Raw genomic sequence first — 15,485 nt, 5'->3', positions numbered from 1 at the left:
GTGACGGATTGTTTGTGTTGTGCTGAGTGGCTGTATGTTCTGTGCATGGTATGTCTTTGTGTGTTTTTGCTGCGGCTTCTGGTTTACAAACGGGTAGGTTTGGGTGGCCTCTAAATCGTTGAGGCGTGCCTGGTGGGCCGGGGCTGCCTGCAGGACGCAGGCAGAGCGACGGGAGGCAGGATGCCGACCCGGAGCGGTACCCGAACAGGCCGCCGGGGTAAGCCGAATGTCCGCGAAGCGGCGATTTTGCCGGCCACAAAAGGGGTGCAGGGGGCCAGTGCCCCCTGCGGGCGCCGGGCGCAGCGGGTGAGAGGAAGCAGTATGGCTGACACGGCGCGCAATTTGCTCAGTACTGGCAGATTTACTGTTACAGTGGTGACTGTTCCGTTCACTTGCAGTGTGGTTGTTTCCGTTCACCTGGACTGATGTGAAAGTTCCGTTCACCTGAAGTGAGGTGACTAATATGGCTTCACAGCCTGTGAACGGGCTAAAGGGGGCTCGCCCCCTTTGCAATCCCCGTTTTCGCGGGCGACCGGTGCTGCGCACTGCGTTCACCTCCGGGCAGTCAGCCCGCGGCCGGCTCGACTCGGCGTCCTGCCTCGTTTCGCCTTATTCCGCCGTCCGGGCGGAATAACCTTGTCTTCCTTTCTCCGGTTCACCGGTCTTACGCGAACTGTCCCTCGCTGTGAATAGCGGGGGTTTTGTATGGTTTGGTGTGGCTGGGGAATTTGTGTACTGTCTGTTTTCCTTGTTGATAGCTTCAGGTTTACAAACGAGTGGGTTTGAATTGCACAATAGAATTTATAATTCTAAATGAATCAGATTGTTTCATATTATTTATTTTGTTAATAATTAGCACATTAATTCATAATTAAGATTATTCTTAGTTTATATCAACAACTTAGCATTACTATTTTATCGAAATTTCCTCTAAGAGTCTGGTATGAAAAAAACAATAGCATTTCTTTCTGCAGTCATGTTTTGCAGTGTCAGTCATGCAGAAGATTTTATTTGCCACTTAAAAAACAACAAAACACTTACAATAAGTGTAAACGACACTGGAACGCCGGTTTATCAATATGGCACAGTTGATCATACAGATCTCCGTCTGCCTGTGGAGCATAAGGACATTGATTCAATCCGCAATGCGTATCTTTTGGCTCCCGGGGGGGGTGAGGTATCTTACTTACGATTTATAAACGGCACATATTCATATGTTGTTTTTACCAGTAAAAATGCGGCACAGAAAGTACAAAGCGGTGTAGCCATCTGGAAAGCAAGCAATCTTGTCAGCATATTAAAATGTACAAATGAAACAAAGCCAATTGAAAGCTATCTGGGTAATGCGCAGGTGTTGACATCGGATGATGACGATACGCTTTACGGATATAAATATATAAAAAAATACCTCCCTGAATAAGAAATAAAAAATGGAACACATACAAATAGGATTTCCAGTCGGTCCTGGACAGTTGAATCAAAAACAGGATGTCAGAACCATCCAGGCACTACTGAACAGTGCTACGCAAAATCAGTCTGATAAATTATCTGTTGATGGTATAGTGGGTCCAAAGACCATCGCAAGAATAAGACAATATCAGGCCAATATTGTCAAATTAGACCCTCCAGATGGAATTATCTCACCACATGGAGTAACTCTGAGGTCATTACATTTTAAGAAAAAAGAAAAACATATTGTCCCTCAATTTCACTCATCAGGCAATGTTATTACAGAAGATTACTTTATTGAAGCAGCTCATACTTTAAAATGTGAAGTCGCTGCAGTTAAAGCAATTGCCATGACAGAAACCAAAGGCAGTCCTTTTTTATCACCGGGAAAACCATATATTCTTTATGAGAGACACATCTTCTCCTCCTTAACAAATAATCGTTTCGATACCTCACATCCGGATATATCAGCTAAAGAACCGTATCCTCATTATGGTACTTACAATCAACAATATATTCGTTTAGATGAAGCCAGAAAATTAGATGAGAATGCAGCTCTTGAATCTGCATCGTGGGGAGCATTTCAAATATTAGGCCGCTATTACAAAAGATGTGGGTTTAATTCCATACAGCAATTTGTTTCAGGAATGAAAACAATTGATGGGCAATTTTATTCTTTTATCAACTTCATTAACAGTGACAACTCATTACTGAATGCATTACAGCAGAAATCATGGAGAAGAGTTGCATATATTTATAATGGAAGAGCATATTATAAAAAACATTATGATATTAGGTTGGCAAACAATTATCAGCTAGCTTTGTCTGCCTGAAAATTTTTATCTGCGGGGACAGAATTAACCAGGTTGAATGAATATTCCGTTCACTTGAAGTGTGGTTGTTTCCGTTCACCTGAAGTGATGTGGTTAATGTGACTTCACAGCCTGTGAACGTGTTAAGGGGCCCGCCCCTTAACAATCCGGTTTTTCGCGGGCGACCGGTGCAGTGTAGTGCGCTCACCGGGGGTGGTTATTTCCGTTCACTTGCAGTGTGGCTGTTTCCGTTCACTTCCAGTGATGTGGTTAATGTGACTTCACAGCCTGTGAACGTGTTAAGGGGCCCGCCCCTTAACAATCCGGTTTTTCGCGGGCGACCGGTGCTGCGCACTGCGTTCACCTCCGGGCAGTCAGCCTGCGGCCGGCTCGACTCGGCATCCATGCCTCGTTTCGCCTTATTCCGCCATCCGGGCGGAATAACCTTGTTTTCCTTTCTGCGGTTCACCGGTCTTACGCGAACTGTCCCCGCTGCAAGTGGCTATTTTCTTGTGTTGTCTGGTGTGGCTGGAGGATTTGTACCCGGTATGTCTTTATTTATTTTTTGCTGCTGGCTTACAAACGGGTGGGTTTGGGTGGCCTCTAAATCGTTGAGGCGTGCCTGGCGGGCCGGGGCTGCCTGCAGGACGCAGGCAGAGCGACGGGAGGCAGGATGCCGACCCGGAGCGGTCCCCGAACAGGCCGCCGGGGTAAGCCGAATGTCCGCGTAGCGGCGATTTTGCCGGCCACAAAAGGGGGTGCAGGGGGCCAGTGCCCCCTGCGGGCGCCGGGCGCAGCGGGTGAGAGGAAGCCGTGTGGCTGACACGGCGCGCAATTTGCTCAGTACTGGCAGATTTACTGTTACAGTGGTGACTGTTCCGTTCACTTGCAGTGTGGTTGTTTCCGCTCACCTGGACTGATGCGAAGGTTCCGTTCACTTCCAGTGATGTGGTTAATGTGGCTTCACAGCCTGTGAACGTGTTAAGGGGCCCGCCCCTTAACAATCCGGTTTTTCGCGGGCGACCGGTGCTGCGCACTGCGTTCACCTCCGGGCAGTCAGCCTGCGGCCGGCTCGACTCGGCATCCATGCCTCGTTTCGCCTTATTCCGCCATCCGGGCGGAATAACCTTGTCTTCCTTTCTCCGGTTCACCGGTCTTACGCGAACTGTCCCCGCTGCAAGTGGCTATTTTCTTGTGTTGTCTGGTGTGGCTGGGGGATTTGTGCCTGATATGTCTTTGTGTGTTTTTTGCTGAGATATGACAGGCGGGTGTGGGGTGTGGCCTCTAAATCGTTGAGGCGTGCCTGGCGGGCCGGGGCTGCCTGCAGGATGCAGGCAGAGCGACGGGAGGCAGGATGCCGACTCGGAGCGGTACCCGAACAGGCCGCCGGGGTAAGCCGAATGTCCGCGTAGCGGCGATTTTGCCGGCCACAAAAGGGGGTGCAGGGGGCCAGTGCCCCCTGCGGGCGCCGGGCGCAGCGGGTGAGAGGAAGCAGTGTGGCTGACACGGCGCGCAATTTGCTCTGCACTGGCAGGTGAATGTTCCGTTCACTTCCAGTGATGTAGCTTCACAGCCGTGAACGGGCATAGGGGGCCCGGCCCCCTGTCCTGCTCAGTCATTCACCCGCAACTTCACAACAACCTTACGGACTTTGCCGGGTTCACCAGCAGCACACAGCGGTTTATGCACGGTGCCCGGCCAGAATACGACAAAGTCACCTTCATTCAGTACAACTGTTTTCTCGTCCACGCCAGCGGCCAGGAACGCAATATCTTTATCTGCCAGCCAGTCAGTGTCTGGTTTACCTGCCGGATGCGTACTGAACGTCATCCCTTCCTTGCCATTCAGAACAATTTGAATGTCCAGGCAACGGGCATGATATTCCGCTTTGCGGTCGGCAAAGGGTTCTGTGACATCATTAGAAACCATATAAAACAGACGGTTGCCGTCAATTTCATATTTACCTGCGGGGGTTTCGTCAGTGACATGCGCTGTTACATACTCAATGGCCTGGCGTAACGCATCTGGCAGCCAGGGCTGCAAATTATGGATGTTACCAATGATCATGGGAGTTCCTTATTAAAACCGTGTTTCACTCTCTGATTTATACGATGAATCGCACTGCCATACCAGCGCAAATTATTGTCTTTGATAGTCACCGCATGTTTATCTCCGCTGATGTAAATCACTTGTTATTGCCCAGGCATTTTTTATGCAGCAGATGTCTCTTTTTTATGCACTACTTATGCAAATAAGTGCATAAAAAAGTCGCCATCCTGTTGATTTTTATAGCCATACTAAAAAAAAGTCTTCACACTCACAGTTTTGTTTTTCTCTATTTTATGCAGTTTTACGGTTAACTATTTCTCTCATAATGGAGCGAGTAAAATCAAAACTGTGTTTTTTTGCATACTTATGCACACCAGCAAAAATAACACATAATAATCAATAAGTTAAAATATTTTCAATCCTGCATATTCTCACAAAAAAATAACAACTATAAATATTAAAACTCAACTAAAGATTATTTATTCAGATTCAACTTAATGCAATCTGCATTATTTAAGAGCCATATCAAACAAACCGAACAGTTTTGTTTTTTGGATTGCAACACCACTTCAAACTGCTTTTAATAGCATCAGCAAAACAATTTAAAACCAATGCCATCAAGCCGGAAGCAAAGGCAATTATCTTCTGTTTTCTCATTAACAGGATGTGGATAACTGCTATTTAAAACAGGCTTCCGGAATAAAAGATAATGAGGATTAAATATGCAAAAACATTATGTCGGTTCCGAAATAGGGCAATTACGCAGCGTCTTACTTCACCGCCCTAACCTCAGCTTACAACGCCTGACACCATCGAACTGCCAGGACTTGTTATTTGATGATGTGCTGTCAGTGGAAAAGGCAGGTGAAGAGCATGATATCTTCGCCAACACACTGCGGGAACAGGGTGTTGAAGTGCTGCTACTCACTGATTTACTGAGTGAAACACTGGATAACACTCAGGCGCGTGACTGGTTACTCAGCACCCAAATATCTGACTACCGCCTGGGGCCGGCATTTGCCTCCGATGTGCGGGCATGGCTGGCTGATTTACCGCACCGCGAGCTGGCGCGCCGCCTCACTGGCGGGGTCACTTATGGTGAAATACCCGGGCATATTAAAAATATGGTAACGGATACTCATAGCGCCACCGATTTTATTATGAAGCCATTGCCTAACCATTTATTCACCCGTGATACATCCTGCTGGATTTATAATGGTGTTTCAATTAACCCAATGGCAAAAACAGCCCGTCAGCGAGAAACAAATAATTTGCGTGCTATTTACCGCTGGCACCCATTATTTTCCGCTGGTGATTTTGTGAAATATTACGGCGATGAAAATATCAATTATGACCATGCCACGCTGGAAGGTGGAGACGTACTGGTTATTGGCCGTGGCGCGGTATTAATTGGTATGTCTGAACGCACCACACCGCAAGGGGTGGAATTTCTCGCCACTTCACTATTCCAGCATAACCAGGCTAATCAAGTGATTGCGCTGGAACTCCCCAAACATCGCTCCTGTATGCACCTGGATACCGTGATGACCCACATTGATATCGACACCTTCTCCGTCTACCCGGAAGTGGTGCGGCAGAACGCACAGTGCTGGGTACTGACGCCAGATGGCCGGGGTGGTCTGAAACGCCAGCAGGCTCCCAACCTGCTGCATGCGCTGGAACAGGCACTGCATATTGACCAGGTGAAACTGATAACCACTGGCGGCGATGCCTTTGAAGCAGAACGCGAACAATGGAATGACGCCAACAACGTACTGACACTGCGCCCGGGTGTGGTTGTCGGCTACGAACGCAACACCTGGACCAACGAAAAATATGACAAAGCCGGCATTACCGTACTGCCCATTCCCGGTAATGAACTGGGGCGCGGCCGTGGAGGCGCACGCTGCATGAGCTGCCCGCTGGAACGTGATGGCATTTGAGAACGGAGAACAACGAACATGACGGAACGTAAACCCACACTGGTCGTTGCCCTTGGCGGCAATGCACTGCTTAAACGCGGCCAGCCTCTTGAGGCGTCTGTTCAGCGCGAAAATATCGCACTGGCAGCACGGACAATAGCCCAGCTCACCCACCAGTGGCAGGTGGTACTGGTGCACGGCAATGGCCCTCAGGTTGGCCTGCTGGCTTTGCAAAATAGCGCCTTTGACAAAGTCGCCCCGTATCCGCTGGATATCCTGGGTGCAGAAAGCCAGGGCATGATTGGTTATATGTTGCAGCAAACCCTGAAAAACGTTCTGCCCGACCAGGAAATCAGTGTGTTGCTCACCCAGGTAGAAGTCAGCGCCAGTGATCCGGCATTCAGCAACCCGACCAAATATATCGGGCCGGTATATGACCGTGCTCAGGCAGAAATACTGGCTGCCGAGAAAGGCTGGGTTTTCCGCCAGGACGGTGAGTGGACACGCCGGGTAGTCCCGTCACCCCAACCCCAACGCATTCTGGAAAGTGATGCCATCAGCGCCCTGATCCAGCGCGGCCACCTGGTCATCTGCAACGGCGGCGGCGGTGTTCCGGTGGTTGAAAAAGGCGATGGCTATCACGGCATTGAAGCGGTGATTGATAAAGACCTCTCCGCAGCACTGCTGGCCCGCCAGATTGAAGCGGATGCGCTGTTGATTCTGACCGACGCAGACGGGGTATATCTCAACTGGGGGCAACCAGACCAGCGCCCACTGGCCCAAGTCACCCCGGCTGAACTCAAGACGATGACCTTTGATGCGGGTTCTATGGGTCCGAAAGTGGCTGCCTGCTGCCAGTTTGTCGAGCAATGCCATGGGGTTGCTGGCATTGGCGCTCTGGAAGATGGCCTGGCAATTCTGGCGGGCGACAAAGGCACACGTATCTCAGCCCACTGATTCGCGTTTTTTACTGCCACACCTGATCCCTGCCCTCACCAGGCCGGGGTAGAAAAGTGTTATCCAAAAAAGGATATAATAATGACTATTTCACTGAAAAATAAAAACTTTTTAAAACTCCTCGATTTTACGCCCGCTGAAATTCACTACCTGCTGGAGTTGGCGGCTTCTTTGAAGGCCGCCAAAAAAGCCGGGACAGAAAAGAAAACGCTGGCTGGCAAAAATATTGCGTTGATCTTCGAAAAAACCTCCACCCGTACCCGCTGTGCTTTTGAAGTGGGGGCATTCGACCAGGGTGCGCAGGTCACTTATCTTGGGCCGACCGGGTCACAAATTGGCCATAAAGAGTCCATGAAAGATACTGCCCGCGTGCTGGGGAGGATGTACGACGGCATTGAATACCGTGGCTACGGCCAGGCCATTGTGGAAGAACTGGGGCAATACGCAGGCGTCCCGGTATGGAACGGTCTGACCAACGAATTCCACCCCACACAAATTCTGGCTGACCTGATGACCATGCAGGAACACACACCAGGTCGTGCGCTGAAAGACATCGCATTTGCTTACCTGGGCGATGCCCGTAACAACATGGGCAACTCCCTGATGGTGGGTGCGGCGAAAATGGGCATGGATATCCGCCTGGTGGCACCTAAAGCATTCTGGCCGGAACCTGAACTGGTTGCTCAGTGCCAGGACATCGCCAAACAAACTGGCGCACGCATCATGCTGACCGACAACGTACAGGAAGGCGTGGCGGGTGTGGATTTCCTCTATACCGATGTTTGGGTGTCGATGGGTGAAGCCAAAGAAGCCTGGGCAGAGCGTGTAGCGCTGATGAAACCTTATCAGATCAACGATGCTGTTGTGGAAGCCACTGGTAACCCCCAGGTGAAATTTATGCACTGCCTGCCCGCATTCCATAACGATGAAACCACGGTTGGCAAAGAGATTGAGAAAACCTGGGGCCTGAAAGGGCTGGAAGTAACCGAAAGCGTTTTTGAATCCCCCCGTTCTATCGTTTTCGATGAAGCAGAAAACCGCATGCACACCATTAAAGCCGTCATGGTGGCAACCCTGGGTGAATAACACAGTCATGCGGCAGCAGAGCCTGCCGCATTATCCACAGGCTGCCTTCGGGCAGCGGGAGAACGACGATGGCAGACGTTACACATAGCGACACCGATTCCCATACAGCGGAGCACGGTGAGAAAAAGTTGGGGCTGGGTGCACTGGTTGCCCTGGTTATCGGTTCAATGATTGGCGGTGGGGTGTTCAGCCTGCCGCAAAACTTTGCGGCGGTAGCGTCACCCGGCGCACTGCTGGCTGGCTGGGTTATTACCGGCATTGGCATGCTGTGCCTGGCTTTTATCTACCAGAACCTGAGCGCGCGTTGCCCTGAGCTGGATGGCGGGATTTACAGTTACGCCCGCGCCGGTTTTGGCGACTTCATTGGTTTCCAGGCCGCCTGGGGTTACTGGTTTTCCGCATGGCTCGGCAATGTATCCTATGCCGTGTTGCTGTTCAGCGCGCTGAGCTTTTTTATTCCTGTCTTTGGGGAAGGCAACAACCTTATCTCTGTGGTTGGTGCGTCTATTGTACTGTGGCTGGTACACGCGCTGGTGTTGCGTGGTGTGCGGGAAGCCGCATGGATCAATTCACTGCTTACCATTATCAAGGTACTGGTGTTGATTGTTTTTATTATCGCCGCCTTGCTGGCATTCAGAATGGGTATTTTTACGGCTGATTTCTGGGGCCGTGTGATGCAAACCAGTAACACGCACAGCAGCCTGTTCGACCAAACCAAAAATACCATGCTGGTTACCACCTGGGTATTCATCGGTATTGAAGGCGCGACAGTGGTTTCCGCCCGCGCTGCCCGGCGTTCTGATATCGGTAAAGCGACAGTCACCGGCTTACTGGGCGCGCTGGCTATTTATGTGCTGGTCAGTGTGCTTTCGATGGGGATTCTGGACCAGGCCACACTGGCCGGGTTGAAGAACCCGTCTATGGCTGGGGTACTGGAGCATGTTGTCGGCCCGTGGGGTGCACGTTTCGTGGCTGGCGGGGTGATTTTATCGGTTGCCGGCGCACTGCTCGCCTGGACCTTGTTTGCTGCGGAACTCCCGCGCGTAGCCGCACAGGATGGTATCTTTCCCGCAATATTTGCCCGTGAGAATAGCCGCCATTCACCTTCATTCTCACTCTGGATAACCAACGGCCTGATTCAGGTGTTCCTGTTGCTGACACTGTTCTACCAGGCGGGTTACCAGGCCCTGTTCTCTATTGCCACCGCAGCGATTTTACCTCCCTATCTGTTCAGTGCGGCTTATGGATTAAAACTGGCGCTGACAGGTGAGCGTTACCAGGAAAATGAACACCGTGGCGGAGCGATTGCCCTGGGTATCGTCGCTACGGTGTATGGCTTCTGGCTGTGTTATGCCGCAGGTGACTCTATGCTGTTGAGCGCCCTGCTTTTTGCTCCAGGTATACTGGTGTATATCTGGCAACGCCGCATCCAGAAGCGCCTTATGTTCAACAATGCCGAGTGGTGGCTGGTGATTGCCATTGTACTGGCTGCCGCCTGGACACTACTGCTTATTTTGCAGGGCTCACTGAGCATAGCCTGATTTTTTTCGGCCAGTTGACCTGAAGTTGCCAAAGGAAGACTGGCCCGGCGGTTTAAATAATCCAGTTATGTTAAACAGTTAGCTCGATATTTAGTTTTTTTGAATAACAGGATGCAGTATGAAAACCCCGATTACATCGTCTGAAAAGGAGATGCAACAGTTGGCGTTATGCCAGCGGTTAATCATCAACCACAGCTACGGGTGCCAGGATGCGTTACGGCGTGACATGCAACGCCACGGTTTTCAGGCCATCAGCCAGTCCACGATTTCACGTTTATTGCGTATTCTTGGGGTCATTAAAATTCGTAATGCCCGGGGGGAGAAAATCTACAGCCTCAACCCGCAGGAACAGCCTGAACCCAGTGCCGGGCGGGCCATTGGTGAAATGGTTATCAGCGTAGAGCACAACGCCGAGTTTGTTATCCTCCATACTGTGGCAGGCTATGGGCGTGCGGTCGGGAAAATACTTGATTACCGCGCGCTCCCCGATGTTTTAGGCGTAGTGGCAGGCAGCAGTGTTGTCTGGGTAGCGCCCCGGGATGTCACTAAAACGCCCCATTTGCACCATAAAATTGTACAAACTTTTGGTCTGACCGCCGTTTTATCGCAACCGGTTGCGGTACGATAAAAAAATGTGCATTTACGCCTTGATGAGGGACTCAGGATGCGTATAATGCCGCACAATTTGCCGGGAGGATGCATGGTTACGCCAATTCCACAAGACGTTTTGCGTACTCACCTGAATACAGGTGCTGTCTTCCCGTTGCACCGATCCAGAGCCCCTCGTTGAGGGGCTTTTTTTTGCCCGCGTTTCGTTAACAGGAGAGAAACATGGCCAATCCGCTTTATAAAAAACACATCATTTCGATTAATGATCTTAACCGGGAGGAGCTTGAGCTGGTGCTGGCGACAGCCGCACAGTTAAAAGCGCACCCACAACCGGAGTTGTTAAAGCACAAGGTTATCGCCAGTTGTTTCTTCGAGGCCTCAACCCGTACCCGCCTCTCCTTTGAAACATCTATGCACCGGTTGGGCGCGGCGGTGGTTGGCTTCTCTGACAGCAGCAATACCTCGCTTGGTAAAAAAGGCGAAACGCTGGCAGATACCATTTCGGTAATCAGTACCTATGTGGACGCTATTGTGATGCGCCACCCGCAGGAAGGAGCATCACGCCTGGCAACTGAATTCTCCGGCCATGTTCCGGTACTGAATGCCGGTGATGGCTCCAACCAGCATCCCACTCAAACCTTACTGGATCTGTTCACCATTCAGGAAACACAAGGTCGGCTGGAAAATCTGAATATCGCCATGGTAGGCGACCTGAAATATGGCCGTACTGTTCACTCGCTGACTCAGGCGCTGGCGAAATTCAGCGGTAACCGGTTTTACTTTATCGCCCCGTCTGCACTGGCAATGCCGCAATATATTCTCGATATGCTGGAAGAAAAAGGCATTCCGTGGAGCCTGCATAGCAGCATTGACGCCGTTATGGCAGAAGTGGACATTCTGTATATGACGCGCGTGCAGAAAGAGCGCCTCGACCCTTCTGAATACGCTAATGTGAAAGCCCAGTTTGTGCTGCGCGCCAGTGACCTGGAAGGTGCCCGTAGCAATATGAAAGTGCTGCATCCACTGCCGCGTGTTGACGAAATCGCGACCGATGTTGATAAAACCCCTCATGCCTGGTATTTCCAGCAGGCGGGAAATGGCATTTTTGCCCGCCAGGCATTGCTGGCACTGGTTCTGAATGAAGATTTGGCACTGTAAGGGAGACAAGATAATGACTGACGATAAAAAACTGCAGGTTGAAGCTATTAAATGTGGCACTGTTATCGACCATATTCCGGCTCAGGTCGGGTTTAAACTGCTCTCTTTGTTCCAGTTGACCAAAACCGACCAGCGCATCACTATCGGCCTGAATTTACCTTCCGGTGAAATGGGCCGCAAAGACCTTATCAAAATCGAAAATACGTTTTTAACTGAAGAGCAGGTAAACCAACTGGCACTGTATGCGCCCCACGCCACAGTCAACCGGATTGACGATTACAGCGTGGTGGGTAAGAGCCGTCCCAGCCTGCCAGAGCGTGTGGATAACGTGCTGGTGTGCCCAAACTCGAACTGTATCAGCCACAATGAACCTGTCGCTTCCAGTTTTAGCGTGAAAGTGCGTGATGACGCCGTCACCCTGAAGTGTAAGTACTGCGAGAAAGAGTTTGCCCGCCACGTTGTCCTGAATGACTGAACGTTGAATGACTGAGCTTTGGATGATTCAGCTCTGAATAACTGAGTGCAGGCGGACAATGCTGGAATTGACCCGGATGCTCCCTATAATGGTGGGCATCTTTTCTACGGCTGGTTAATTAACAGGAGTAAATATGTCACGCGAAATCAGTACCGATAAAGCCCCTGCCGCTATTGGCCCTTATGTTCAGGGTGTGAATTTGGGCAACATGATTATGACGTCTGGCCAGATTCCGGTAGACCCGCAAACCGGTACCGTTCCAGAAGATATCACCGCCCAGGCTCGCCAGTCTCTGAATAATGTGAAAGCCATTGTGGAAGCGGCCGGGCTGGCAGTTGGCGATATTGTTAAAACAACTGTGTTTGTCAAAGACCTCAACGATTTCGCCACTGTGAACGCGGAATACGAAGCGTTTTTTACTGAACACCATGCGGCTTTCCCTGCGCGCTCTTGTGTTGAAGTGGCTCGCCTGCCGAAAGACGTTAAAATTGAAATTGAAGCAATTGCCATTCCGCGTACTCACCTTTCCCAGTCATAACGGGTTACGAAACAGCGGAACCGCAACAATAAACGGCCTGCTCTGCGAGCAGGCCGTTTGTTTATCTGGCAAAACCGCGTTATTACTGCCAGCCATAACGGCGGGTGAAAACCCCTTTCACCAGTTGTGTCAGCGCCATATATCCGGCGAGGATCCCCACCAACCACGGGAAGTAGCTGAGCGGCAACGCCTGCAATTGCAGGTATGAAGCCAGCGGAGAGAATGGCAGCCACAACCCGATACACATTACCACCAACGTCATCGCCATCAGTGGCCACGCTGCTCGGCTTTGCAAGAAAGGCACCCGGCGAGTACGAATCATATGCACAATCAGCGTTTGTGACAGTAGCCCCTCCACGAACCAACCCGACTGGAACAGAGTTTGTGCTTCCGGCACACTGGCGTGGAACACAAACCACATCAGGCAGAAGGTCAAAATATCAAATATGGAGCTGATTGGGCCAAAAAATACCATAAACCGCCCCAAATCTGCCGGGTTCCAGCGCTGAGGTTTCTGAATTTGCTCGTCATCCACGTTATCGAACGGAATCGCAACCTGAGATACATCGTACAGCAGGTTCTGAATCAGTAAGTGCAGCGGCAACATCGGTAAAAAAGGCAGGAAAGCACTGGCAACCAGTACGCTGAACACATTACCGAAGTTAGAGCTGGCCGTCATTTTGATGTATTTGAGCATGTTGGCAAACGTGCGCCGCCCTTCAATGACACCAGCTTCCAGCACCATCAGGCTTTTTTCCAGCAGAATAATATCCGCGGCTTCACGGGCAATATCCACGGCACCATCCACAGAAATACCGATATCTGCCGCACGTAAAGCTGGAGCGTCATTAATACCGTCACCCATAAAGCCCACTACATGGCCGCCCTGGCGCAGCAGGCGCACAATACGTTCTTTGTGCAGTGGCGTCAGGCGGGCAAAGACTACAGTATGGCGCGCCAGTTCTGCCAGTGCCATATCATCCAGGTTTTCAATACGGCTCCCCGTGATGACAGAGCCCGCATCCAGCCCCACTTCGCGACACACTTTCGCTGCCACCAGTTCGCTGTCGCCAGTCAGAATTTTGACCGTGATACCGCTGGCATGCAGGGCTTTCAGTGCCGGTGCGGTGCTCTCTTTCGGCGGGTCCAAAAATGCGATATAGCCATCCAGGATCAAGTCAGATTCATCAGCCCGGCTGTAATCACCTTCCCGGGCTACCAGAAACTTACTGGCAACAGCCACCACCCGTAACCCCTGGCGGTTAAGATCATCCGTCACCTGGCGAATTCTCACCAACAGAGCCTCGCTGAGCGGCACAATCTCTTCACCCTGGCGCACATGGGTACACACATCCAGCATTTCCTGTAGTGCCCCTTTGCAAATGAGCAAATGCGCATCCGGCGCTTCACTCACCACTACCGACATGCGGCGGCGTTCGAAATCAAACGGGATCTCATCCACTTTATGCCAGTGTTCAACATTCGCCCGGGCCTGGAACTCGTCCACCCGTTCCAGCACTGCGGTATCCAGCAGGTTTTTCAGGCCAGTCTGGTAATGGCTGTTCAGCCAGGCAAGGTGCAGAACCCGGTTACTGACTTCCCCGGCGGTATCAGTGTGAGTTTCCAGAATAATGCGGTCCTGCGTCAGAGTACCGGTTTTATCCGTGCACAGAATATCCATGGCACCGAAGTTCTGAATGGCATCAAGGTGCTTCACAATCACTTTCTGGCGTGACAGTTTTACTGCGCCACGCGCCAGTGTGGAGGTGACAATCATGGGCAACATTTCCGGTGTCAGCCCAACAGCCACAGACAACGCAAACAGTGCCGCTTCCCACCAGTCGCCTTTGGTGTAGCCGTTAATCAGCAGCACCACCGGTGCCATCACCAGCATAAAACGAATCAACAACATACTGACGCGGCTGATACCTTTCTGGAACGCGTTAGGTTCATTCTCCTGCTGTGTAACCCGGCCTGCCAGTTGCCCAAACCAGGTATTCCCCCCGGTGGCAATGACCATTGCCTGCGCGGTGCCACTCACCACAGTGGTGCCCATAAAACACAGCGTGTCGCTTTCCAACGGGTTGCGTTGTTCGGCCTGGCGGCTGTGGGCCGCTTTTTCTACCGGCAAGGATTCCCCGGTCAGTGAAGCCTGGGCGATAAACAGATCCCGTGCCTGCACTACCCGCAGGTCTGCGGGGATCATGTCACCAGCAGATAACTTGACGATATCGCCAGGAACCAGTTGATCACAGGGGATCTCGCACCAGCGAGTGGTACCCAGTTCATCCACCGTGCGCAATACCGTTGCTTTGTTGCTGACCATGGCTTTCAGTGCATCAGCGGCTTTGGTGGATCGCGCCTCCTGCACAAAGTTCAGCAAGGTAGAAATCGCCACCATCAACAGAATAACGCCCGTGGCAAACAGGTCTTCGGTTGAATACGAGATAATTGCCAGCACGGTCAGGAGCAGGTTAAAAGGGTTGCGATAACACAGCCACAAATGGCCCCACCATGGCGTGGGAGCCTCTTCCGGGATACGGTTGAAGCCATACTGCGCCCGGGCCTGGGCCACCGCCTCGGCATTCAGCCCTTCCGGGTGACTGTTAAATGCCTGCCAGAGTTCGCTTTCTGGCATTTGCGCCACTTTCAGGCACTGTTCGGCAAGGCCGGGTGGCATGGTGCCAGCCTGGTGTGCTGAACGGGTGTCCAGTAACGGGTCGCGTGCCACCAGGCGGTGGGGTAAACGGCGAATCAATTGAGAAAAGAGACGACGAGTCATTTTTTTTACATGCATAACTATCCCTCCGTGCTCCTTCACAGCCAGTGGCAGGCACACAGAACAGCACCACGCAGATACCCACCGGGTTGCGTGGCGAAAACAAAAAC

The 15,485-nt window shown here is 51.4% G+C and carries 13 protein-coding genes; 11 read left to right on the top strand and 2 right to left on the bottom strand.

Annotation, left to right across the window (positions count from 1 at the left end; translation table 11 throughout):
• The first annotated feature begins 180 nt into the window (after positions 1 to 180).
• The 3 genes from A9B99_RS23880 (at position 181) to A9B99_RS13770 (ending at position 2,282) form a co-directional block, all read left to right on the top strand.
• Positions 181 to 426 (top strand): hypothetical protein, encoded by a 246-nt coding sequence (locus A9B99_RS23880; protein WP_156519060.1) that lies wholly within the window; start codon positions 181 to 183, stop codon positions 424 to 426.
• 517 nt (positions 427 to 943) lie between these two features.
• Positions 944 to 1,420, top strand: coding sequence for a hypothetical protein (locus A9B99_RS13775; RefSeq protein WP_064598383.1), 477 nt, complete (start codon positions 944 to 946; stop codon positions 1,418 to 1,420).
• 10 nt (positions 1,421 to 1,430) lie between these two features.
• Positions 1,431 to 2,282, top strand: a complete 852-nt coding sequence (locus tag A9B99_RS13770; protein WP_064598381.1) for an N-acetylmuramidase domain-containing protein — start codon at positions 1,431 to 1,433, stop codon at positions 2,280 to 2,282.
• A 1,590-nt stretch (positions 2,283 to 3,872) separates the two neighbouring features.
• On the opposite strand, the gene A9B99_RS13750 is transcribed toward A9B99_RS13770, so the two are convergent.
• Entirely contained in the window at positions 3,873 to 4,328 is a 456-nt protein-coding gene (locus tag A9B99_RS13750; RefSeq protein ID WP_064598373.1) for a YhcH/YjgK/YiaL family protein, read from the bottom strand.
• A 704-nt stretch (positions 4,329 to 5,032) separates the two neighbouring features.
• Between A9B99_RS13750 and arcA the strand changes: the two genes are divergently transcribed.
• From arcA to ridA, 8 genes are all read left to right on the top strand, one after another.
• Positions 5,033 to 6,253 carry an arginine deiminase gene (arcA, locus tag A9B99_RS13745; protein ID WP_064598371.1) on the top strand — a complete coding sequence of 407 codons (1,221 nt, stop codon included), beginning with the start codon at positions 5,033 to 5,035 and terminating at the stop codon, positions 6,251 to 6,253.
• 18 nt (positions 6,254 to 6,271) lie between these two features.
• Positions 6,272 to 7,189 (top strand): carbamate kinase, encoded by a 918-nt coding sequence (gene arcC / locus A9B99_RS13740; RefSeq protein ID WP_064598369.1) that lies wholly within the window; start codon positions 6,272 to 6,274, stop codon positions 7,187 to 7,189.
• Between the two features lie 81 nt (positions 7,190 to 7,270).
• Positions 7,271 to 8,275 carry an ornithine carbamoyltransferase gene (gene argF, locus A9B99_RS13735; protein ID WP_064598366.1) on the top strand — a complete coding sequence of 335 codons (1,005 nt, stop codon included), beginning with the start codon at positions 7,271 to 7,273 and terminating at the stop codon, positions 8,273 to 8,275.
• A 68-nt stretch (positions 8,276 to 8,343) separates the two neighbouring features.
• Positions 8,344 to 9,816, top strand: coding sequence for an arginine-ornithine antiporter (arcD, locus tag A9B99_RS13730; protein ID WP_064598364.1), 1,473 nt, complete (start codon positions 8,344 to 8,346; stop codon positions 9,814 to 9,816).
• Between the two features lie 118 nt (positions 9,817 to 9,934).
• Positions 9,935 to 10,444 (top strand): arginine repressor, encoded by a 510-nt coding sequence (locus tag A9B99_RS13725; protein ID WP_064598361.1) that lies wholly within the window; start codon positions 9,935 to 9,937, stop codon positions 10,442 to 10,444.
• Between the two features lie 203 nt (positions 10,445 to 10,647).
• Positions 10,648 to 11,583 carry an aspartate carbamoyltransferase gene (pyrB, locus tag A9B99_RS13720; protein WP_064598359.1) on the top strand — a complete coding sequence of 312 codons (936 nt, stop codon included), beginning with the start codon at positions 10,648 to 10,650 and terminating at the stop codon, positions 11,581 to 11,583.
• Positions 11,584 to 11,596: 13 nt separating this feature from the next.
• Entirely contained in the window at positions 11,597 to 12,058 is a 462-nt protein-coding gene (gene pyrI, locus A9B99_RS13715) for an aspartate carbamoyltransferase regulatory subunit (protein ID WP_064598357.1), read from the top strand.
• 133 nt (positions 12,059 to 12,191) lie between these two features.
• On the top strand, positions 12,192 to 12,596 hold the full coding sequence (gene ridA, locus A9B99_RS13710; RefSeq protein ID WP_064598356.1) for a 2-iminobutanoate/2-iminopropanoate deaminase: 405 nt from the start codon (positions 12,192 to 12,194) through the stop codon (positions 12,594 to 12,596).
• A gap of 82 nt (positions 12,597 to 12,678) precedes the next feature.
• Here ridA and mgtA read toward each other — a convergent pair whose 3' ends face one another.
• Positions 12,679 to 15,393, bottom strand: a complete 2,715-nt coding sequence (gene mgtA / locus A9B99_RS13705) for a magnesium-translocating P-type ATPase (RefSeq protein WP_414855555.1) — start codon at positions 15,391 to 15,393, stop codon at positions 12,679 to 12,681.
• Positions 15,394 to 15,485: the final 92 nt, after the last annotated feature.

The sequence above is a fragment of the Mangrovibacter phragmitis genome, assembly GCF_001655675.1.
In the GTDB taxonomy this organism is placed as follows: Bacteria; Pseudomonadota; Gammaproteobacteria; order Enterobacterales; family Enterobacteriaceae; genus Mangrovibacter; species Mangrovibacter phragmitis.
This window is presented reverse-complemented; position numbering and strand designations above follow the sequence as displayed.

Coding starts and splice junctions, on each gene's coding strand:
- A9B99_RS23880 (WP_156519060.1), top strand. CDS start 181: ATGCCGACCCGGAGCGGTACCCGAACAGGCCGCCGGGGTAAGCCGAAT.
- A9B99_RS13775 (WP_064598383.1), top strand. CDS start 944: ATGAAAAAAACAATAGCATTTCTTTCTGCAGTCATGTTTTGCAGTGTC.
- A9B99_RS13770 (WP_064598381.1), top strand. CDS start 1,431: ATGGAACACATACAAATAGGATTTCCAGTCGGTCCTGGACAGTTGAAT.
- A9B99_RS13750 (WP_064598373.1), bottom strand. CDS start 4,328: ATGATCATTGGTAACATCCATAATTTGCAGCCCTGGCTGCCAGATGCG.
- arcA (WP_064598371.1), top strand. CDS start 5,033: ATGCAAAAACATTATGTCGGTTCCGAAATAGGGCAATTACGCAGCGTC.
- arcC (WP_064598369.1), top strand. CDS start 6,272: ATGACGGAACGTAAACCCACACTGGTCGTTGCCCTTGGCGGCAATGCA.
- argF (WP_064598366.1), top strand. CDS start 7,271: ATGACTATTTCACTGAAAAATAAAAACTTTTTAAAACTCCTCGATTTT.
- arcD (WP_064598364.1), top strand. CDS start 8,344: ATGGCAGACGTTACACATAGCGACACCGATTCCCATACAGCGGAGCAC.
- A9B99_RS13725 (WP_064598361.1), top strand. CDS start 9,935: ATGAAAACCCCGATTACATCGTCTGAAAAGGAGATGCAACAGTTGGCG.
- pyrB (WP_064598359.1), top strand. CDS start 10,648: ATGGCCAATCCGCTTTATAAAAAACACATCATTTCGATTAATGATCTT.
- pyrI (WP_064598357.1), top strand. CDS start 11,597: ATGACTGACGATAAAAAACTGCAGGTTGAAGCTATTAAATGTGGCACT.
- ridA (WP_064598356.1), top strand. CDS start 12,192: ATGTCACGCGAAATCAGTACCGATAAAGCCCCTGCCGCTATTGGCCCT.
- mgtA (WP_414855555.1), bottom strand. CDS start 15,393: ATGCATGTAAAAAAAATGACTCGTCGTCTCTTTTCTCAATTGATTCGC.